Source organism: Thermosyntropha sp., assembly GCF_017656155.1.
Taxonomy (GTDB): domain Bacteria; phylum Bacillota; class Syntrophomonadia; order Syntrophomonadales; family Syntrophomonadaceae; genus Thermosyntropha.
Window position 1 is genome coordinate 283,335 of record NZ_JACDOH010000001.1, and the last position, 20,887, is coordinate 304,221.

Consider the following 20,887-nt stretch of genomic DNA (forward strand, 5'->3'; position numbering starts at 1 on the left):
GTGTTTTTTTATGGACACCCCTTATCTTTGTTTTTTAAAATTTTTTCATATACTTTGATATAATCTTCTACCATTCGGTTTTGACTGAACTTTTCTTCTACCCATTTTCTAGCGTCAGCCCGATTGAGACAACTGATATATTTGAGCTTGTCGACTGCTTCGTCTATATTATTTACCAGGAATCCAGTTATTCCGTCTTTTATGACTTCTGACATGGAACCGCGATTAAATGCTATGACCGGGGTGCCGCATGCCATGGATTCAACCACACTTAAGCCAAAAGGTTCAGCAAAGTTTATGGTATGAATAAGGGCATAAGCATTGCCTAGAAGGATATTGCGTTTATATGGATCAATTGAGCCTAAATATACTATATTGCGGTTATCTATATAAGGTTTTACATTTGCCTCAAAGTAATTTTCATCCTGAATTATTCCGGCTATATAAAGCTTCATTCCGGTTATTCTGGCAATTTGTATTGCTTCAGTTGTCCCTTTGTCTTTGTGGATACGCCCTAAGTAGACCAGATATTTTCCGGGTTTTTCCACGAAAGTAAATTCGTTTAAATCTATACCATGGTAGATTGTGGCGATGTATTCCAGTTCAGGCCTGCGGTCAGCATTGCTTATTGATACATAATAAGTGTTTTTATTATATTTCTGATATACCGGCAAGATTTTATCAGATGAAAATCCATGGATGGTTGTTAAAACCGGCGTTTTTACTAAACGGCTGAAGGTTAGAGGCAAAAAGTCATAGTGATTGTGAATAAGGTCAAATTTTTCTGCCTCTTCAAATAAATGAGAGATATGCAGGGCTTCCCAAACTTTAGGATCTATATCCCGGTTTTCTTCATAAGGGTACGGGCATATCCAGGCAAGCTTGCCGGCAGTGATAGAGTTGCCGGTAGCAAAAAGGGTTACGTCAATATTTTTTTTAACAAGCCCTTCAGCCAGAAGGGATACTACCCGCTCCCATGGACCGTAATGTTCAGGAGGGGTGCGCCATGCTATGGGTGCTAACAGTGCTATTTTCATTTTCTGCTCCTTTGTTAAATTTTTATGGTACTTCTGCGATTGCAATTATTACATATTTATCCAAAACTTGAGCTAATATTTGTATCGGGTGATTTCGGGTATTGCAGAATTTGAAATCCTGTATACCGTAGGAAACAGTAGCATCTTTGTCATAAGGGACATAGCTTACTTTCATGCTGTGGGGATGCCTCTCTATTACTTTAAGCTGAATATCTAAAACTGCGTTGTAGAGTGTGCTGGAAACCTGGCAGATTCCTCCGCCTATTCCAGGCAGGACTTTTTTGCCGGCAAACACAGGGGCTTTTTTAAAGCCTGCGGCAGGAGTTCTTTCCCCTACAATTTGGTTGAATGAAAAAATCTGCCCGGGATAAAGAACCTGTCCATTTATTTTTTGACAGGCTAAATTTATGTTATCAGTGCGGTTAGGCAATTTGCTAAGCAGTGTTGTATAGTAACCTGTCATGATTTTATGGTTGGGGTAAAGATCATTGAAAACAGGCACCTCATTAAATGTTCCCCAGAGCGGGAGGTTGTCGGAAATTTTTGTAAAGCCAGCACTTCTAAGGGTTAAGATTTTTTTAGCCGGGTTATAAAAAGGAGCATACCCTGCTTCTTCCGCTAACAAACGCAGGGGAAGGAAAAATTCTCCTTCTATGATTACAGGTACAGTGTCCAGTATTATGGTTTCTTCATTTTGCAGTGCCTGAAGCTCGTTAGCGCGAAAAGACCAGCTTATCCCTTCTTTTTTGAGCCATATCTGGTTGCAGTCTGCCATGTCCAGGGAAAAACCAAAGAGAAGGGCTGCATCTTCGGCTGAAATCATAGCGCGGTTGTCGCCATTTATAAATGCAGAATTTTGAAGATTGGCTAACTGGCCATCTATTTCGATGCTTATTTTATTTGGATAAGAAAAGGAACTGTCAACATAACTTTTTTCTGCATTTAAATCATTCTGCTGTTCTTCTACGGTTATGTAATCATTGGGATTTGATCCCTCTAAAGGAGCTGCACTGCTGGCTGCCGGGTTAAGGAAGATAATTCCGCATATTAGTATGACGAAAAAAGTATTCGGAATTTTTTTTGTGTTTTTCATTCTATTCCTCCTTTGAATTATATAAAATAGCTATGAAACACATGTAAAAATATTCCAATAAAATTTTTCTCCGAGAAATAGTATTGCCGATATGAAAAGGGTTTATGCACAAAAGATCAAAATATTACATAGATGGAAAAGGGCAAGTATGGTATATTTATAAAGACATTGGGAACATATCCGCACAACAAAGGAGGCATTATTTACTTGGAAAATAAAGAATTCAGCAATATGGGGCTAAAAGAAGAGCTTTTAGAAATGATTAAGGCTAAAGGTTTTATTTGTCCTACCCCTATCCAGATTGAAGCTATACCATGGGCCTTAAAAGGGAAGGACATAATGGGGCAGGCACAGACAGGTACCGGAAAAACTGCTGCTTTTGGACTTCCTATACTTAATAAAATAGAAAAAGGAGCAGGATTGCAGGCTCTTGTTTTGTGTCCTACCCGGGAGCTGGCAGTCCAGGTAATGCGTGAAATATCGTTTTTAGGTAAAAAAATGATGATCGGTGTTGTAGCAATATATGGAGGGCAGCCGATTGAAAGGCAAGTTTATGCTTTAAAGAAGAGACCGGAAATAGTTGTGGGAACTCCCGGCCGAATACTAGATCATCTTCGGCGTAATACTATTTCATTTAGTGGAGTGAAGTTTTTGGTGCTGGATGAAGCGGATGAAATGCTGGATATGGGCTTTTTGCCTGATATAGAAAGAATTCTCAGATTTTGCCCTTTAGAAAGGCAGACTTTTCTTTTTTCAGCTACCCTTAGTGAAAAAGTAAGAAAACTTGCTTTCAGATACATGCAAAATCCTAAAATTATAGTTATTCCATCTCCTGAACGAACTGTCCCGATGATTGAACAGAAGTATTATATGGTAAAACCTGGTTTTAAAAATGAAGCTTTATGTGCTGTTTTAGACAACAGCCAAATATCTGCCTGTTTGATTTTTTGCCGCACGAAGATAAGCACATCTAATTTAGCGAAGATTTTACGTAAAAAGGGTTATGAAGCGGGATGTCTGCATGGGGATATGTCGCAAAGGGAAAGAGACTGGGTTATGTCTGCTTTTCGCAGCCGCAGCATATCAATCCTGGCAGCGACTGATCTTGCTGCCCGGGGAATTGATATAAAGCATGTATCACATGTAATTAATTATGACATACCGGAGGATCCTGAGAGCTATGTTCACCGGATAGGGAGAACAGGGAGAGCGGGAAGAAAAGGAACTGCCATAACTTTAGTAGAACCGGAACAGATAAATAGGCTCAGAGCGATTGAAAATTATACCGGTAAAAGGATAAAGCGAGATATTTTGAATGTGAATAATGAAAAGCTCCAAGAAAAGCAACTCTTGCGAATGGAAAAGCTTATAAAAGATAAGATGACGGAGAAAAGTGATGAAATGAGTTTTGTTTTGGCTTTAAAATTAATGAAGGAATATAGGACGGAGGATTTAGTAAAAACCCTTTTAAACATAATATGGCAGGAATTTAGGCTTGAAGAGATTGAAAATGGGGCTGTTGAAGAATTGGAAATGGTAAATGTTGAGATTCCTTGGGGGAAAGTTCATGGTGCAGATGCTGATAATATAATTCGTTTTTTAGTTGATAATACAGCTTTATCTTTAAATGAAATTGGAGAAATTGAAATAGGAAAAGAAGAGTGTTATATTGAGGTTCCTCTCAGCCAGGTAGATGCAGTTTATAAGGCGATGAATGATTTTAAGCCGGGAAGGCAAAGAAAGGGGAATTTCTTTAAGTATAATTCCGGCCTACCGGATGAATTATGCCAGTAAATAAAAAAAGGAGGATTTCCTCCTTTTTTTATTTACAGATTTTGCAGTTTATCAGCATCTTCTTTAAGTTTGGCTGCCATCTGATTTATTGTTTGGACAGCCTCGAATATATTTTCTATTATTTTAAGCTGTTCATTGGTTATGGCAGTAACTTCTTCCGATGCAGCGGCGAGCTGCTGAGCACCTGTAGATATATTTTGAATATTGCGTTCCACTTCATCATTTGAGGCAATCAATTCTTCAATAGTTGCGGAAATGTTGTGAACTGCGTTATCTATTATAGAAGAATGCTGGTCTATTTTATTAAACAGTTCATGTCCTTCATTTACAACTGCGATTTGTTCTGCTATTGCCTGGTTGGATTCTTCGATCTTGCTTGCCGTGTTATGTGTATTGTTCTGTACTTCACGGATAATGTTCTGGATATTGGCGGCGGCTGCTGCCGATTCATCTGCCAGTTTGCGAACTTCGTCTGCTACTACGGCAAACCCTCTGCCAGCTTCTCCTGCTCTGGCTGCTTCGATGGCGGCATTAAGGGCTAACATGCTGGTTTGATCAGCGATATTTGATATGGTAAGTACAATTTTTCCAATTTCCTCTGACTGTTTATTTAAGGCTTGCACTGCAGAAGTTGCTTCTTTGCTTATTTCTGAGGTTTTTGCCAGAGTGGTTGTTTGATTTTCAATGGTTTTACGTCCGGTGTTGACAATCTGAATGAAATCATGGGAGAGTTTGCTTATTTTTTCAATTTCCTCTCCTATATCATGCAATGCCTGAACCATCTGGTTTATAGTCTGGGAAGCCTTTTCAATCTGTCCTGCCTGTTCAGAGCTGGTAGAAGCTATGTCCTCTATGCCGTGGTTAATTTGAGTAAAAGATTCTTTGCTTATTTCGGCTGTTTTGAAAAGTTCATCAGAAGTAGAAGCCAATTTTTGAGAGCTTATGTTTATATTCTCTGCTTCATGCTTTAAAAGTTCATTATAGCTGATTGCCTTTTCCTCCCGGTCAGTAGCAAGTATAAGCAGTTGTTGTGTTGCCTTGGCTCCGAAAGCAGCGGCTACTGATGCTAGGGCAAAGGATACATATCTTATTCCCAGAACATTAAAGGGTGGTTTGAGATGAGGCATAGCCTGTAAAATTATGATGTCTCCTATTATGATAAATGCCCCTGCAGTTATTGCCAGCTTTACATCAAAGTAGAGCAGGGAAAAGATTAAAACTATGTACATAAGATTGACGGTTTCATGAACCGGTGATATAATACGACAGGTGAATAAAAGAAAGAATTGTATTAATATTACGAAATATTTAGTCCAAGGAGCGACCGAGTATTTTTTTACGACCCAGAAGGTTATCAGAGTCCATAAAACATAATTACCCATATAAATACTCATCGATACCGGTGTTAAGGTAGAGCTGGTATGTCCTTTAAAGTAAAAGAAAAGGGTTCCTGCGGTCGTTAAAATACCTACCATGATCAGTATTTTAAGCGCCCGATAGTGATTTTCGATCATGTTTTTTTCTAAAAGTTGATTTCCCATTTTAATAAGCCTCCTTGTTACATATTGCAAAGAGTTTTAATATGATGGTGAGAATAAAGAAATTAGATTGTATATATTATTATAAATAATTATCTCTGACTATAAATAGGTTTTATTAATTTTTTTAAAAAAGGATGGGATTTGATTTTCCCATCCTTTTGCTGTTGAAGGGCGGTGAAGCTTTGCTTATCTGTTTCTGCGGACAGCTGAATTTATTTTTCGGCTATTTTGAGCGGTAGGTGATAGCGATTTTAATTTTGGACCTTCAAATATAATATTAAGTTCTTTCTGGGTAAATCGCTGGCTCGCCACCAGGTCGGCATTGCTGTCTTTACCCCATACGCTTACTAAGGCGCTTTTGGAGTTTTTCACCTGTATTTGCAGTTCGTATTCTGTTATGTTGGTAATATCAAATATGGCGAAATCGGAGGAGTTGGGACGCACGGTAAAGCTGGCCTTGTCAATTTCGGTTTTTGTTCCGTTAAGCTTGTATGCTTTTATTTCTACTTCTACTTTTGTTTTAGAGCTTACATTAAGCACTTTTACCCATACATTGGTAGAAGCGTTACCAGCCGCGTTTTCTACGGGGCCAGTTGAATAAATTCTGTACAAGCCTGGTCCACCTTTCATGCTTTTTATATGTTATATGCCTATAAGATTCATTTGGTGCTAAAATTATTTGAATGTTGGGCAGATATGAATAAAGAATTAGAACAGGATTGAAGAATCTTCTGGTATTATAAATGGGGAGATAAACATGGCAGAGGATGAGGAATTATGCTGAAAATTTTATCTATTGTTTTACCGATTTTTATTGTTTTACTTTTGGGATATTTTTTAAAAAGGATGAGATTTTTAGATGAAAATTTTATCGCAGTTTCTAACCGACTTATATTTAATATTTTTCTTCCACTTTTGCTTTTTTATCAAATAGCGTTGTCAAATTTTTATGATGTTTTTAATCTAAAAAGCATTGTCTTGATGTATGTTGCAATTTTATTGACTGTTTTTCTAAGCTACATATTAGCTGGATTTTTGAAGCTTGATTTAGAACAAACGGGCACTTTTGTTGTGGATAATTTTCGCAGCAATGTGGCTTATGTAGGGCTTCCTGTATGTTATTATGCATTAGGAAGGGAAAGTTTGCCGGTGGCCGCTGTTCTTATGGCTTTTAATGCTCCATTAGTTAACATTTTGACTGTTTTAGTTTTAAACCGGAATAATACTGATTTTAGGCTTTTTATAAAAGAGATAATTCTTAATCCTCTTATTATAGCTGCTGTTTTGGGAATAATTTTTTCTGTTTTCCCCATAAATTTTCCGGTTTTTATAAAACGAAGCTTTGAAATTGTAAATGGAGTAACTATGCCTTTATCACTCATTGCTATTGGAGCTACTATAAGTTTCAGCGGTATTTCGAGTAGTAAACTGGTAATAGGTTTAAGCAGTATGATAAAGCTTGGGATAATGCCTTTGTTTATATTTTTGTATTTGTCTTGGACTCAGGGATATTTCAGCTTGGCAGATAAGGTTTTGATTATCCTTATGTCCTGTCCTACCGCAGTTGCTGCTTATATTACGGCTGCAGGCATGAACGGGGATGAAGATTTGGCCAGCGGCACAATAGTGGTTAATACTGTTTTGTCTTTGTTCAGTTTTATAATATGGCTTAAGTTACTGCAATGAGAAGATCAGGGGGCAAAAGGAAAAATTTTTGACTGCTCTGTTTGAAAGTTTGTTTAAAGGAATTAAGGATGAATTACTTTTTAGTTTTAAAAGCCTGGATTTGGAGTTGGGTAATATGCAAAGACCTGAGAATGTTATAGTTATAGTAGATAGAAAAGATAGTTGGCAGGAAAGATATTTGAAGCTATTATTAATAGGAATAGAGTTATAAATGGCGGAGGAAGGTAAAAAGCAATGGATTATAAAGTCATAGCAACCGTATTTTTTTCCTCTATGCTGCCGATTGTTGAGCTTAGAGGGGGAATTCCTCTGGGTATAGCTTTGGGAATGAGCTATTTAGAAGCAGCGGGGTTATGTATCATAGGGAGTACCTTAATTGTGCCGGTAGTTTTTTTTGCGGTGCGCCCTATTTTTAATTTTTTTCTGAGCAGAAACCTTTTTGAACATCGTATAAATAATTTTATAGAACGGACTTTGCGCAAGAGCAGTAAGGTGAAAAAATATGGTTTTTGGGGCCTCTTTTTATTTGTTGGTATTCCACTGCCGGGAACGGGAGCATGGACTGGGACTTTGCTTGCTATTTTGCTGGATATACGATTTAAGTCTACTTTTTTTGCAGTTTTATTAGGCAATATTTTGGCCAGCCTTATAATATTGATGCTTACCCATTCATCGATTATGTTAATAGACTGGGCAAGATAGGAGGAGAAAGGTTCCTCTTTTTTTTTGACAAATTAATTTTAAGAAAATATTTGTAATATGTGGTAAGATGTCCTATAATCCTAAATAGTAATTATTATCATTTAGGTGGTGGCGCATTTTGCAGAAGCTTCTAGAAAAAATATCAGGTAATGGTTATAAAATAACTCCGCAGCGAAAACTTATTTTACAGGTGTTAATGGAGAAAGGGAACCCTCTGACTGCAGAAGAAATTGCTGTGGAAGTAAAAAAAGTCAGGTCAGATATGTCTACTGCCACTGTTTACCGCAATTTAAGTTTGATGACATCAATAGGTATTATCAATAAGTTTTACCTGGAAAGTGAACCTGCTTTTTATGAACTCGCTGAAAAACATGGCCATCATATGCGGTGTATTTCCTGTGGACGGGTTTATAGCTTGAATATCTGTCCCCTTAACGGGGAAGTGATTAGTATAGCTGAAGAATACGGTTTTACCATTAAGAGTCATTATTTTGAAATAGGAGGTTATTGCAGAGAGTGCAGCTCAAAAAATAGTATGGGGGGATAGGATGTGAAGAAGAAAACAAAAATTTTGAATGCGTTTTTGTTGCTTTTAATTTTTATATTTCAAATAAGCGGCTGTTTTAGAGAAGCAGATAAGGAAGAAGTGCCTGAAATTAAAAATATTAAGGCTTTTGTAAGCATTTTACCTCAAGCAGAATTGGTTAGAAAAATAGGAGGAGAACAGGTCGAAGTGAGTGTGTTGATACCTCCGGGAACAACGCCGGAGGATTACGAATTGTCGTCTGGGCAGCTTAAGGCCTTGAGCGAAGCAGATGTTTATTTTATGGTAGGCCATCTTCCTTTTGAAAAAGCATGGTACGAAAAGATAAAATCGGTAAATCCCGATTTGCTTATAGTTGATACTTCACGGGATATAAATATTATAGACGACAATCCCCACATATGGCTTTCCCTCAAATTAGCCTGTTTGCAGGCAGATAATGTATGTAAAGCCCTAGTCCGAATAGATCCGGAAAATAAAAGTTATTATGAAGAGAATAATAAAGCATTGAAATCTGAACTGAAGAGTATAGATGAAAAAATTGCTGGTAAATTTGCAGGCTTGAAAAATAAAATATTTATTACTTACCATCCTGCCTGGACTTATTTCGCGCAGGATTATGGGCTGAAAGAAATTGCGATTGAGGAACATGGAAAAGAACCTACCCCTCAAGATATTGCCCGAATAATAAAAATTGCTAGAGAGAATAATGTCAAAACAATTTTTGCTACCCCGCAGCACAGCACCCGGAGTGCTGAGGCTATAGCTAGGGAAATTAATGGAAAAGTCGAGCTTATAGATCCTCTGCCTTCCAATTATAATTATATGTTAAAAGTAGCTGAAGTTTTGGCGCAGGCAATGGAGGCGCAAAAAGAAAATGGCAGATGAGTTTAATGTAATTGAGATAAGAAACTTGTGGGTAATTATTAATGGGCGCAGTATTTTGAGGGATGTAAATTTGGAGGTAGAGGAAGGGGATTTTCTGGGGATTATAGGACCTAATGGCGGAGGAAAGACTACTCTTCTTAAGGTGTTAGCCGGCCTTATAAAGCCTACCTATGGAGAAGTAAAGATCGGAGGGAAGAAACTTAATTATAACTCTAAATATATAGGATATGTTCCTCAGTATTCTTTTTTTGATTATGATTTTCCCATCACGGTAGAAGAAGTTGTACTGTTAGGGCGTATTGCTCATAAAAAAGGGCGCAGTTTTTCTGTATATGACAGGGAAAAAGCCTATGAAATGCTCCAAAAAGTAGAAATGTATGATTATCGGCACAGACAAATAGGGGAACTTTCCGGAGGAGAAAGGCAGCGGGTTTTGGTGGCCAGAGCGTTGGCTTTAGAGCCGCATATCCTGCTTTTGGATGAACCTACGGCTAGTGCTGATCAAAGATTTGCGGCAGGATTTTATGAGATTTTGCGGGATTTGAACAAAGAAATGACTATTATACTGGTTTCGCATGATATAAGCGCGGTATCCAAATATGTTAATAATATAGCCTGTTTAAATCAAACCTTGTATTTTAATGAAGGAAAAACCATTTCCCCTGAAGTTATCGAAAAGGTTTATCATTGCCCTGTTGAATTGATTGCTCATGGAGTTCCGCATAGAGTACTTCCTCCTCATGATGGTGTAGTAGGTGATTGATTATGTATTTGTTACAGTACGATTTTATTCGTCATGCTTTGCTGGCTGGTATTCTGGTAAGTATAGCCTGTGGTATAGTAGGAACTTATGTAGTGATAAAAAGGATAGTTTTTATAAGCGGAAGTATTGCCCATATTGCTTATGGGGGTATAGGACTTGGGTATTTTCTGGGAATAAATCCACTCTGGGGAGCTTTTGCTTTCACAACAGTCTCTGCTTTAGGAATGGGAATGATAAGCTACAAGGCAAAACAAAAGGAAGATACCATAATAGGTATTATGTGGGCAGTAGGTATGGCGATAGGAATTATTTTGGTTCAGCAGTGTGATAGTTATACAGCAGACCTTATGAGTTATCTTTTTGGCAATATACTTATGGTGCCGGTAAATGACCTGATATTTACGGGTATTCTGGATATAATAATAATAGCTATTGTATACTATTATTTTGAAGAATTTAAAGCGGTTTCTTTTGATGAGGAGTTTGCCAGATCAGCAGGGATTAAAACTGAGAGATTTTATATTTTGCTTCTTTTATTGGTAGCTTTAACAGTCGTAGTCATGATAAGAGCAGTAGGAATAATCCTCGTAATAGCTTTGTTGACTATTCCACCTACTATTGCCAGGCAGTATACCCAGAGGCTTGGCCATATGATGTTTCTGGCAGTTATATTAGGAATTATTTTTACTACCGGAGGACTTTATTTTTCTTTTTGTTTTAATCTGCCTTCCGGGGCTACTATTATTCTTTTATCGGCTGCCAGCTTTTTTATTTCCTTAAGTCTGCAAAAATTAAAGAACCATATGCTGAACTTAATGTCGGGTAAAAATAGTTTTTATGAAAAAGGTTAGATTGATATAATAGGGTAATATAAAGCTATATGTTATAATTTAGCGTATAGACGAATATTAATTCACAGATTTAATCTATAAGTATGGGAGGGAATGATAGTGGAGACACGCGAATGTATAAAAACCAGGCGCAGTATACGACGGTTTACTGATGAACCGGTATCAGATGATCTTTTATATGAAGTTTTAGAAGCTGTAAGATGGGCACCTTCCTGGGCTAATACCCAGTGCTGGGAGATAATCGTGGTAAAAGACAGCAGCACTAAAGATAAGATAGCGTCTATTCTTTCACCGAATAATCCTGCTGCTAAAGGGGTAAAAGAAGCTCCGGTGGTGCTTATTGTCTGCGGTAGAACTGGATTAGCAGGGTTTAAGGATGGAGTAGCTAAAACTGATAAAGGCGATTGGTATATGTTTGATGTAGGAATTGCCTGCCAGAATTTATGTTTGGCAGCTCATGACCTGGGGTTGGGAACGGTTCATGTAGGAAGTTTGGATCATAAGGCTTTAGATGAGCTTTTAGGATTGCCTGAAGATGTTAAAAGTGTAGAGGTAATACCGCTTGGCTATCCGGCTAAAGAGGGGAAAGCTCCACCCCGTAAAGCTATAGAAGATTTTGTGTATTTTGAAAAATATGGAAATAAAATAAAGGCGTAATCGAAGCAGAGCCTTGTGCTCTGCTTTTTTAAAAGTGGGGGGGGAAGGGACTAAAAGGCAGGGAGTGATTATTATGGCAGTCAGCATATTTGATGTAATAGGGCCAGTTATGGTGGGTCCTTCCAGCTCCCACACAGCCGGGGCAGCTAAAATCGGAAGTGTTGCGCGTCGTGTATGTAAAGACAAAATAGTTGAAGTTGATTTTTACCTGCATGGTTCTTTTGCTCAAACTTATAAAGGTCATGGAACGGCTAAAGCCCTTTTAGGCGGAATTTTAGGGATGAGCCCTTGTGATGAAAGAATAAAATATTCATATAAAATAGCTGAAAAAGAAGGAATGAAATTTGCTTTTCATCAGGTGGATTTGGGTGATGTTCATCCTAATACTGTTAAAATAGTAATGAAGGATGATGAAGATAGAAAACATGAACTTATTGGGTCTTCTATCGGTGGGGGCAAGATACTTATAACTAATATAGACGGGATGGAAATGGAGTTTACCGCGGAGTATCCTACTATTATTAATAAGCATTTAGATAAGCCGGGGACAGTAGCTAAAGTTTCTTCTATATTGGCCAGATATGATATAAATATTGCTTTTTTAAAAGTTTTTCGTCAATCCCGGGGAAGTTTAGCTTCTATGGTTATAGAAACAGATAACAAAGTAACCCCGGAAATTTTAGAAGAAATACAGGCCATTCCTACTATAAAACAGATTATGTTCATAGATGCTGATGGCAGGTAAAATGGAGGGACAAATATGTATCAGTTTAACCATGCAGTTGAGCTTTTAAACTTGTGCAGAGAGTATAAGCTCAGTATACCTGAAATTACCTTAAGGGCAGAGGCAGAGGAAAGCGGAAGGAATGTAGAAGAAATTTGGCGCTTAACGGAAGAAAACTTTAGGGTTATGGAGGAATCCATACGAAAGGGATTAAATCCCGATATAAGGTCGGTTGGGGGGCTTATAGGAGGAAATGCTTATAAACTTAGTATTTATGGACAGGCTGATACTTTAAGCGGAAGGAAAATAGTTAAGGCAGCTAGCTATGCACTGGCAGTAAGCGAAGTTAATGCTGCTATGGGCAAGATAGTAGCAGCACCTACGGCAGGCTCCAGTGGAGTGGTTCCCGGGGTAATTATATCCATAAAAGAAGAAAAAAATCTCAAGCTTAAAGATGCTATAGAAGGTCTGTTAGTAGCTGCCGCAGTAGGTAAGATTATAGCGGTTAATGCTACTCTTTCCGGGGCAGAAGGTGGCTGTCAGGCTGAGATAGGTTCGGCTGCAGCTATGGCAGCGGCAGCAGCTGTTTTTATGAGTGGAGGAAAAGAACAAATGTGTTTTGACGCTGCTTCTATTGCTTTAAAAGGTTTATTAGGTCTGGTATGTGATCCGGTGGCAGGATTAGTAGAAGTGCCATGTTCCAAGCGCAATGCTGTTGCGGCAGCAGTTGCCCTTATATCTGCCGATATGACTTTAGCCGGTATATCTAGTTTTATTCCTTTTGATGAAGTGGTTGAGGCTATGTCCAGGGTTGGCAGGCAAATGTCTCCTGATTTAAGAGAAACTGCCCGTGGAGGATGTGCAATAACTCCAACTGCTTTGGCATTTACCCGCCATATAATTGAACAATCAGACGACTTATAAGGTTTGCAAAGTTAATATGGATATACCGGATTTTAGGCTGTCAACAAGGTGATTGTTGGCAGTTTTTTAGTTAGAGGACTTTTCTTGTGAAACTGTAAATGTATAACGGAGTAACGGAAGATAGAAAATATAACATGAAGACAGACTTTATAATCACGTAGGGGATTAGTGAAACCATTATACTTGCAGGTAAGCTGATAAAAAGATATTAGATATCTATTTATAAACGCCAGGAAAAGTCGGAGAAATAATTTGTTTTTATATATTTCGAACATAAAATACATTTAAACTTTAGAACCATCCCGAAATTAAAAACTGTTTCGGGTCGAAATAATTTATGGATTTCCAGGTTGTTCCAAAATGAAAAAGATTTGTTGACATATGCCCGATACAGGAGTAATATTAAAAATAGACATATGTTAATTATTTTATAAAGGAGGCAGCTTAGCAGATATGAAGATAGTTATGCCGGTAAGTAACAATAGCCCTGATGCTCTTATTGACGACCGTTTTGGGAGATGTCCCTATTTTGCTATTCACGATACCGAAAGTGGGAAAACTACTTTTGTTGCCAATGATGTGCAGGAGTCGGGAAGTGGAGTTAATGCGGCCAGTAATGTTTTAAAGTTTTCTCCTGATGCAGTTATAACTTTGACTATTGGGCCTAAGGCTTTCCGGGTGATAAAAACCTCTGGAACTAAGATTTATGAAGGGGTAAAAGGAAATATTAAACAAAATATTGAGCTTTTAACCCGCGGTGAGTTGAAAGAGATTAATGCACCTAATAATTAATATTCGCGGAGGAGGGAAAAAGTGAAAATTGCAGTTGCTTGCATGGGAAATAAAGTTTCTGAGCATTTTGGACACTGTGAGGACTTTGCTGTTTTTAAAGTGGAAAATGGCCAGATTGTGGCTAAAGAGGTTATTCCTAATCCTGAACATCAGCCGGGATTTTTACCGGGCTTTCTCAAAAAGCAGGGAGTAGATGTGGTGATAACCGGAGGTATGGGTAGTAGAGCCAAAGAGCTTTTTGCCGAAAAAAATATAAAGACTGTGACTGGAGTAAGTGGCGAGGCTGAAGAGGTAGTCCAAAAATACCTGGCTGGAAATCTGGTTTCCACTGATGAAACCTGCCAGCATCACGGAGAAGGACATGGCTGCAGCCATTAATAAAATAATAATCCTGCCAGAGGAAGTGAACAGAGATGATTATAGCCGTAGCCAGTGGTAAGGGGGGGACAGGAAAAACTACTGTTGCCACTAATCTTGCCTATTATCGCGCGCGTGATGAGAAGGTTTTTTTTATGGATTTAGATGTGGAAGAGCCTAATGCAGCTGTTTTTCTGAAGCCAGAAATAGAAGAAGAGTATCCAGCTGTCAAAAAAGTTCCCCAGATAGATGAAGAAAAATGTAAGAACTGCGGTAAATGTGCCAGAGCCTGTGCATTTAATGCTCTGGCAGCAGCTTTGGACAAAATCTTGGTATTTCCGGAGATGTGCCATTCCTGTGGACTTTGCAGCAAGGTATGCCCGTTTGACGCTATAAGGGAGATTGATTATGAAATAGGAAAGGTTTTCAGAGGAAACAGCAGCGGACAAATCTTATTCTATGAAGGCAAGCTTAATATAGGGGAAACTTCAACTCCTGAGGTTATATCTGCAGTCAAAAAAAATATAGTTCCCGGGCACCTTACTGTGTTAGACGCTCCTCCGGGAGCTTCCTGTTCAGTAATGGAAACGCTGGAAGAAGTGGATTTTTGCCTTTTAGTAGCTGAACCTACTCCGTTTGGATTAAGCGACCTTAAGCTTATGGTAGAGCTGATGAAGGAAATGTCGATACCTTCGGGGATAATAATAAACCAGTGGCAAGAGGAGAATCTCATTATCGACCGGTTTGCAGAGGAAAAAAACCTGCCAGTTTTACTCAGGATACCGTTTGACCGCAGGATAGCCCATGCTTATTCAAAAGGGGAGCTTTTCAGCGAAACAATCGAAGATTATCAGAATATATTTGAACCTGTAGTCCCAGGAATTAAGGAGCTGATAAAAAAATGAAACAGATAGCAGTAATAAGCGGCAAAGGCGGCAGTGGCAAAACTTCTTTAAGCTCCTCTTTTATAAGTTTAGCTTCTCCTTGCATTATATGCGATTGTGATGTGGAGTCTCCCAATCTTCATATCCTTTTGCAGCCGAAAAAAATAAATGAGGAAGCGTTTTATGGGCTCAATAAGGCATATATAAATAAGGAAAAATGCATAGAATGCGGTTTATGCCTGGAATCCTGCCGGTTTTCAGCAATTGAGACATCTTATGAGGTTTTAGCTCATAAATGCGAAGGCTGCGGGGTTTGTTCTTATGTCTGCCCGGTTGGAGCAGTAGAGATGAAACAGCATCCGGCCGGAACTTATTTTAAGTCTGCTACCCGTTACGGGACGATGGTACATGCAAAGTTAGGGATTGGAGAGAAAAATTCTGGCAAACTGGTATCCTTGCTTAGAAAAAAAGCGAAAGAGGCGGCCGCGAAAGAAGAAATGGAATATATAATAATCGATGGGCCTCCCGGCACAGGGTGTCCGGTTATTGCAACTTTGAGCAATGTTGACCTGGCAGTAATCGTAACTGAACCTACTCTGTCCGCTGTTCACGATATGATGCGGGTTATTGAGCTTTGTCAGCATTTTCGAGTTAAATTCGGGGTGGTAATAAATAAAAAAGATTTAAACCCGGAAAAAAGCGAAGAAATAAAAAAATACTGCCGGGGAAAAGGGATACCTTTATGGGGAGAGCTACCCTTTGACCCTGATTTTAGAAACTCTATAAAAAATCTTGCAATTCCTGCGGAATATTCAGAAAAAATAAAAACTGACATAAATTCAATATGGTATAATGTAATTGAAACTTTGTAAGCGGTGTTAAAACCGCTTTTTCCTTTGTTTAGGGTAAAATATAATGGATAAATGGGAGGAGATATTTTTGAAACGATTGCTCGGCGTCTTACTCGTTATTTTTTTTGTTTTTTCTCTAACCGGCTGTCAGAACGAAGTAGAATCCTCAAAAAAACGGTTTAATGTAGCAGTTGAATATACTGACCATGCGGCTGCTTTTTACCTGGCACGGGGAATGAACCTTTTTAGCAATGCCGGACTTGATATTGATGAAGTGAAGATGTACGCCAGCGGAGTAGGTGTAGCTGCAGCTTTTGCACGGGGAGAATTTGATGCTGGCTATATGTGTTTAGTTCCTGCTATTTATACTTATGTTAATGGCGAAGTTCCCATAAAAATAATTGCCGGAACCCATAAAGACGGATATGGATTAGTTGTAAATGAGGCTAAAATAAAGGAAATGAAAGATTTAGAAAGAGATGATGTATTGCTTGCCAACGGCCGTGAAGGAACTGTGACTGATTTTTTGCAGAGAGTTTTAATAGAAAAAGAAAATCTTAACCGGGAAAAAATTATGCAACACACTGTGCGCATGAATGCTGCCAAACAGCTTATGGCTCTGAAGAGCGGTCGGGTGGATGCTGTTTTTGTTCCGGAGCATTTTGCGACTATGGCTGCTTCCTTTCCGGGTATGAAAATGCTTTTTAAAAGCCAGGATATTTGGCCTGATATGCAGGGGAGCGTCCTGGTAGTTACCGAGGATTTGTACCGTAATCATCCAGAAATAGTAAAAAAACTAAGAGAAATTAACCGGAAGAGCCTCGAGTTTATAAATAAAAACCCTGACAAAGCAGCAGAGATTATCGCGGCTGATTTGAATACAGGGGAAGAAATGGTAAAAGAAGAGATGAAAACGCCGGAGGCCGAACTTAAAGTAACACCTGGGCTTGTTCGTTCTTCGTTGGCTAATATGAGATGTACAGAAGATATCAAAATAGAAGAAATTCAGGCAGTTATAGATAAAATGTATGCCATGGGATATATAACAAAATCATTTGATGCTAAAGAAATTGTTGCTTATGAGTAGAAGGTGACTTAAAACGGATGAAGCTAAAGATTGGAAAAAAAGATGTGCTTTTTTTGATACCTGTTATAATATTTCTTTCTTTATGGGAAATAGCGGGGAATCTTGCCCATACCCCTTTATTTCCCCCTTTGAGCCGGGTGCTGGCTGAAATGTTTCGCCTTTTAGAAAACGGAATACTTCTTAAAAGTTTGGAGGCAAGTCTGCTGAGGGTTCTTGCAGGTTATATTTTGGGGAGCCTTTTCGGTCTGTTTATAGGTATTCTTATGGGCATAAGCAGGATTGCCGAGTATGCTTTAAGGCCTTTGATAAGCATGCTTTTTCCTATTCCTATTTTGGGCTGGCTTCCACTCTTAATGCTCTGGATAGGGATAAATGAGGCTCTACCTATAACCCTTATATTTATATGTACTTTTTTTCCGGTGGCCTATAATACCTTTACCGGAATAAGGGAAGTTAAAGCTGAATATATAAAAGCTGCCAGGACATTAGGTGCTTCTGACTGGTTTATCTTCTGGCATGTAATATTTCCACTGGCTTTGCCTAACATATTTACCGGATTGCGTCTTGAGGCTGGCATGGCATGGCGGTCGGTAATTGCAGCTGAAATGTTTGCCATTCCAGTTGGGATTGGTGCTTTGCTCATGAACGGGGAAAATTTGATAAGAGTAGACATAATCATGACATGCTTAATTGTTTTATCAATTATGTCTGTATTTTTTGAATATATCTTTATATGGCTGGAAAAGAAGACTACCGGAGCCTGGAGGTAAAAATGGCTTTAATCTGTCTTAAAAATATTGCCAATTCCTACTGCTTAAAAAACATAAATTTAACTATACAAGATGGAGAACTTATGGTGCTTTTGGGGTCTACCGGTGCAGGTAAAAGCACCCTTTTAAATGTTATTGCTGGATTAACTCCGTATGAAGGGGAAGTGTATTTCAACGGACGGAATATGAATTTAATTCCCCCGGAAAAACGCGGAATTGGGTATCTGTTTCAGGATATTGCTCTTTTTCCTCATCTTTGCGCCTATGACAACATCGCCTTCAGCCTGCGGGCAGCAAAATGTCCAAAAGATGAGGTAAAAAGAAGGGTTGAAGAGATTATGCAGCTTATGCATATATCTCATCTCAAAGATCGCTACCCCAAAGAGCTTAGCGGTGGAGAAAAACAGAGGGTGGGGCTGGCTCGTGCCCTGGTTAGGAAACCGGAGATACTTCTCCTCGATGAACCTTTATCTAGCCTTGATCCGGCGACTGCTTGCAGTATTCGCAGAGAACTGAAGCAGCTCAAAAGAGAACTTAAGCTTACTATACTTTATGTAACCCATAATTATGCAGAAGCGGGGGAATTAGCCGACAGAATTGCTGTTATTATGAATGGGGAGCTAAAGAGGTTAGGTTCTCCAGAGGAGATTTTAAATAACTTGACAGTCAATCCCAGTTAAGGAGGTTAAAAAATGCTGGAAAACCGCCGAAAGAACTTTTTTGAGGAGTTGAAGAGAGAATTTATCCACCTGGCAGACGCTCTTGGCTTGAAAGAGGCGAAAGTGGAAGTTAAGGCTTCTCCCTTAAAGCCGGAAGATGCCATTGGTGCAGTTAAGCGTCAGGACTATGTACTTTTGAAAGGCAAAGAAAAACTCCTTGAAGCTACGGTTATGGGATGCCGGGGACAGGCTTTCACCAGCGCTCAAGGAGATTTTAAAGGGACTCTGGAAGAAGTTTTGTCTTTTGACTTGGAAAACGACTTTCAGCGTGCGGTATATGTTGCTGTATTAAATGCTATTGCCCTTTATGCAGGAAAAACTGAAAAAACCGTGCACTGCCGCAATGAGGGACCTGAGCTGTGTGCCCAAAAAGCAGCCGATTATTTTAAGGGAAAATACGGCAATCCCCGCATCCTTATGGTAGGCTACCAGCCTGCCCTGGCTGAGGCGCTGAATAATGCGGGATTTTCCCTTACTGTATTAGATCTGGATTCTGACAATATAGGAAAAAACAAAAACGGGGTATTAATTCAAAACGGGAGAGAAAACTTAAGCGAACATATTGCTTCCTGTGACGTTATATTTGCTACCGGCAGCACTATCTGCAACGCAACTATCGACAATTTCTACAATACAGGGAAACCGCTTGTTTTTTTCGGTACCACTGGTGCTGGAGCTGCAGCTTTGCTCGGGATTGAAAGATTTTGTCCGGAGTCAATGGCTTGAGAAAGATAAAAAAGAAAAACCTGGCTATGCCAGGTTTTTCTTATTATAAGACAATAGGGCTGAGGATAAAATATAGCGAAAGAAGAATGAGTTTATGGGGGTTATAAATGAATAACAAAGTTTTAATATTTGTTTTTATTTTGAACTTATTTTCTGTGGCTTTTTCCCTTCCTGTCCAGGCTGCCCCGGATTTAAACATATCTTCTGATAATAGTCAAAGAATTGTGGTGAATCGTACTGATTTTCCGGTGCTTTATTTTAAAAAACCTAATATAAGAGGTGAAGCAGTTTATCTCTTAGAGGCAAGGCTTAGGGAGTTGGGATATGATATTTTGCCTGATGGAGTTTATGATGCTGAAACAGAAAAGGCAGTGCGTTTGTTTCAAATAGCCAATCAACTTGAAGATAGTGGGGTAGTCAATAAGAAGATTTGGCTTGTTTTGATGGAAGAAGATAAGGGTGAGGACTGTTTTACTAAAGATGAGGAGCAAATGAAAGGGAGAGTTGTAATAGTTATTGATACAGCAACTCGCAGATTAATGCTCTATCAGGATGGAGAAAAGATAGTAAGCTATCCAGTAGCAGTAGGCAAAAATTCAACTCCATCACCTATTGGAGAATGGAAGATAGTTCATAAATCTTTAAACTGGGGCAATGGATTTGGCACCAGATGGATGGGACTTAATGTGCCTTGGGGAATTTACGGGATACATGGCACCAATAAACCAGGTTCAATTGGCAGTTATGCTTCACATGGATGTATACGAATGTTTAATCGGGATGTGGAAAAACTTTATCCTCTCATTCCCTGGGGGACTACAGTGAGGATAGTTAACAACGGTAAGATGTATCCTGAAAAAGTAGCACCGAAACCATTAAAAAAAGGAAGTTTGGGACAGCAGGTGGTTTATGTACAAGCGAGGCTTAAAGATTTGGGTTATGTTTTTGATCGGGCTGACGGAAGATATGGGAATATGACTGAACTGGCAGTTAAATATTTTCAGATAACTCATGGAATTGAACCTACTGGAGAAGTTGATGAAGCTGTTTATCGAGCCTTAGGTTTAATTGATTAAAAAAAATATTGACATATGCCCATAAACCTTCTACAATTAAAATAGACATATGACCAAAAAAGGGAGGTGTAAAATATGCCAGGTTTTGATGGAACTGGGCCTTTAGGCTATGGGCCTATGACAGGCAGAGGTCTTGGCCCCTGCGGCAGAGGGCTTAGAAGAGGTTATTTTGGTTTCGGACGCGGCAGGGGAATAGGGTTTGGTCGCCGGTTTGGAGGATTTGGTCGCTGGTTCGGAGGGTTTGCAGACCCACGTTTTGTTTATGATTTTAACCTTAAAGATTATAAGAGATATTTAGAACAGGAATTAGCAATAGTAAACGAAGAGCTGGCAAAAGAAGAAAAAGAGTAATTCCCCCTTAGCTGTTAAGGAGCAATCTAATTTTAAGATTGCTCCTTTTTTTATTTTTTAAATTTTTTGT

General features: G+C 38.8%; 25 protein-coding genes. 21 read left to right on the forward strand and 4 right to left on the reverse strand.

The annotated features are described in order from the left end of the window. Window positions 1-8: 8 nt before the first annotated feature. Together H0Z36_RS01460 and H0Z36_RS01465 are read right to left on the reverse strand one after the other, a co-directional pair. Window positions 9-1,037, reverse strand: coding sequence for a glycosyltransferase family 4 protein (locus H0Z36_RS01460; RefSeq protein ID WP_296863195.1), 1,029 nt, complete (start codon window positions 1,035-1,037; stop codon window positions 9-11). A gap of 22 nt (window positions 1,038-1,059) precedes the next feature. After that, window positions 1,060-2,130 carry a VanW family protein gene (locus tag H0Z36_RS01465; RefSeq protein WP_296863197.1) on the reverse strand — a complete coding sequence of 357 codons (1,071 nt, stop codon included), beginning with the start codon at window positions 2,128-2,130 and terminating at the stop codon, window positions 1,060-1,062. Between the two features lie 207 nt (window positions 2,131-2,337). On the opposite strand from H0Z36_RS01465, the gene H0Z36_RS01470 reads away from it, so the two are divergent. Continuing rightward, entirely contained in the window at window positions 2,338-3,924 is a 1,587-nt protein-coding gene (locus H0Z36_RS01470; RefSeq protein ID WP_296863198.1) for a DEAD/DEAH box helicase, read from the forward strand. A gap of 32 nt (window positions 3,925-3,956) precedes the next feature. Here the strand turns inward: H0Z36_RS01470 and H0Z36_RS01475 are convergent, their stop codons facing one another. Continuing rightward, window positions 3,957-5,465, reverse strand: a complete 1,509-nt coding sequence (locus H0Z36_RS01475) for a methyl-accepting chemotaxis protein (RefSeq protein ID WP_296863200.1) — start codon at window positions 5,463-5,465, stop codon at window positions 3,957-3,959. 186 nt (window positions 5,466-5,651) lie between these two features. Then, entirely contained in the window at window positions 5,652-6,077 is a 426-nt protein-coding gene (locus H0Z36_RS01480) for a hypothetical protein (protein WP_296863203.1), read from the reverse strand. A 165-nt stretch (window positions 6,078-6,242) separates the two neighbouring features. On the opposite strand from H0Z36_RS01480, the gene H0Z36_RS01485 reads away from it, so the two are divergent. The 20 genes from H0Z36_RS01485 to H0Z36_RS01580 all read left to right on the forward strand — a co-directional run bounded on the left by H0Z36_RS01485 (window position 6,243) and on the right by H0Z36_RS01580 (window position 20,817). Next, entirely contained in the window at window positions 6,243-7,151 is a 909-nt protein-coding gene (locus H0Z36_RS01485; protein WP_296863205.1) for an AEC family transporter, read from the forward strand. Between the two features lie 28 nt (window positions 7,152-7,179). Then, window positions 7,180-7,362: a hypothetical protein gene (locus H0Z36_RS01490; RefSeq protein ID WP_296863207.1), complete on the forward strand. Its 183-nt coding sequence runs from the start codon at window positions 7,180-7,182 to the stop codon at window positions 7,360-7,362. A 23-nt stretch (window positions 7,363-7,385) separates the two neighbouring features. Further along, window positions 7,386-7,853, forward strand: a complete 468-nt coding sequence (locus H0Z36_RS01495; protein ID WP_296863209.1) for a small multi-drug export protein — start codon at window positions 7,386-7,388, stop codon at window positions 7,851-7,853. Between the two features lie 118 nt (window positions 7,854-7,971). After that, window positions 7,972-8,400: a transcriptional repressor gene (locus H0Z36_RS01500; RefSeq protein WP_296863211.1), complete on the forward strand. Its 429-nt coding sequence runs from the start codon at window positions 7,972-7,974 to the stop codon at window positions 8,398-8,400. Window positions 8,401-8,403: 3 nt separating this feature from the next. Then, complete coding sequence (locus H0Z36_RS01505; protein WP_296863214.1) at window positions 8,404-9,285, forward strand: zinc ABC transporter substrate-binding protein; 882 nt, start codon at window positions 8,404-8,406, stop codon at window positions 9,283-9,285. Then, window positions 9,275-10,048: an ABC transporter ATP-binding protein gene (locus H0Z36_RS01510; RefSeq protein ID WP_296863216.1), complete on the forward strand. Its 774-nt coding sequence runs from the start codon at window positions 9,275-9,277 to the stop codon at window positions 10,046-10,048. The genes H0Z36_RS01505 and H0Z36_RS01510 overlap by 11 nt, the downstream gene beginning before the upstream one ends. Window positions 10,049-10,050: 2 nt before the next feature. After that, window positions 10,051-10,899 carry a metal ABC transporter permease gene (locus H0Z36_RS01515; RefSeq protein WP_296863218.1) on the forward strand — a complete coding sequence of 283 codons (849 nt, stop codon included), beginning with the start codon at window positions 10,051-10,053 and terminating at the stop codon, window positions 10,897-10,899. A gap of 99 nt (window positions 10,900-10,998) precedes the next feature. Then, entirely contained in the window at window positions 10,999-11,556 is a 558-nt protein-coding gene (locus tag H0Z36_RS01520; protein ID WP_296863220.1) for a nitroreductase family protein, read from the forward strand. A 70-nt stretch (window positions 11,557-11,626) separates the two neighbouring features. After that, entirely contained in the window at window positions 11,627-12,301 is a 675-nt protein-coding gene (sdaAB, locus tag H0Z36_RS01525) for an L-serine ammonia-lyase, iron-sulfur-dependent subunit beta (RefSeq protein WP_296863361.1), read from the forward strand. A gap of 15 nt (window positions 12,302-12,316) precedes the next feature. Then, a complete protein-coding gene (gene sdaAA / locus H0Z36_RS01530) occupies window positions 12,317-13,204 on the forward strand; it encodes an L-serine ammonia-lyase, iron-sulfur-dependent, subunit alpha (protein WP_296863223.1) in 888 nt (295 codons plus the stop codon). Window positions 13,205-13,657: 453 nt separating this feature from the next. Next, a complete protein-coding gene (locus tag H0Z36_RS01535; RefSeq protein WP_296863225.1) occupies window positions 13,658-13,996 on the forward strand; it encodes a NifB/NifX family molybdenum-iron cluster-binding protein in 339 nt (112 codons plus the stop codon). Window positions 13,997-14,017: 21 nt separating this feature from the next. Further along, window positions 14,018-14,374, forward strand: coding sequence for a NifB/NifX family molybdenum-iron cluster-binding protein (locus tag H0Z36_RS01540; RefSeq protein ID WP_296863227.1), 357 nt, complete (start codon window positions 14,018-14,020; stop codon window positions 14,372-14,374). Between the two features lie 35 nt (window positions 14,375-14,409). Beyond that, on the forward strand, window positions 14,410-15,258 hold the full coding sequence (locus H0Z36_RS01545) for an ATP-binding protein (protein ID WP_296863229.1): 849 nt from the start codon (window positions 14,410-14,412) through the stop codon (window positions 15,256-15,258). Further along, a complete protein-coding gene (locus H0Z36_RS01550) occupies window positions 15,255-16,109 on the forward strand; it encodes an ATP-binding protein (RefSeq protein WP_296863231.1) in 855 nt (284 codons plus the stop codon). Before H0Z36_RS01545 ends, H0Z36_RS01550 begins: the two co-directional genes overlap by 4 nt. Before the next feature lie 67 nt (window positions 16,110-16,176). Then, window positions 16,177-17,175: an ABC transporter substrate-binding protein gene (locus H0Z36_RS01555; protein ID WP_296863233.1), complete on the forward strand. Its 999-nt coding sequence runs from the start codon at window positions 16,177-16,179 to the stop codon at window positions 17,173-17,175. Window positions 17,176-17,192: 17 nt separating this feature from the next. Beyond that, on the forward strand, window positions 17,193-17,945 hold the full coding sequence (locus tag H0Z36_RS01560; protein ID WP_296863236.1) for an ABC transporter permease: 753 nt from the start codon (window positions 17,193-17,195) through the stop codon (window positions 17,943-17,945). A gap of 2 nt (window positions 17,946-17,947) precedes the next feature. After that, entirely contained in the window at window positions 17,948-18,625 is a 678-nt protein-coding gene (locus tag H0Z36_RS01565) for an ABC transporter ATP-binding protein (protein ID WP_296863238.1), read from the forward strand. Window positions 18,626-18,637: 12 nt separating this feature from the next. Beyond that, window positions 18,638-19,390, forward strand: a complete 753-nt coding sequence (locus H0Z36_RS01570; RefSeq protein ID WP_296863240.1) for a DUF364 domain-containing protein — start codon at window positions 18,638-18,640, stop codon at window positions 19,388-19,390. Window positions 19,391-19,497: 107 nt separating this feature from the next. Beyond that, complete coding sequence (locus H0Z36_RS01575; protein WP_296863242.1) at window positions 19,498-20,466, forward strand: peptidoglycan-binding protein; 969 nt, start codon at window positions 19,498-19,500, stop codon at window positions 20,464-20,466. Between the two features lie 75 nt (window positions 20,467-20,541). Continuing rightward, complete coding sequence (locus H0Z36_RS01580) at window positions 20,542-20,817, forward strand: DUF5320 domain-containing protein (protein ID WP_296863244.1); 276 nt, start codon at window positions 20,542-20,544, stop codon at window positions 20,815-20,817. Window positions 20,818-20,887 lie beyond the last annotated feature (70 nt).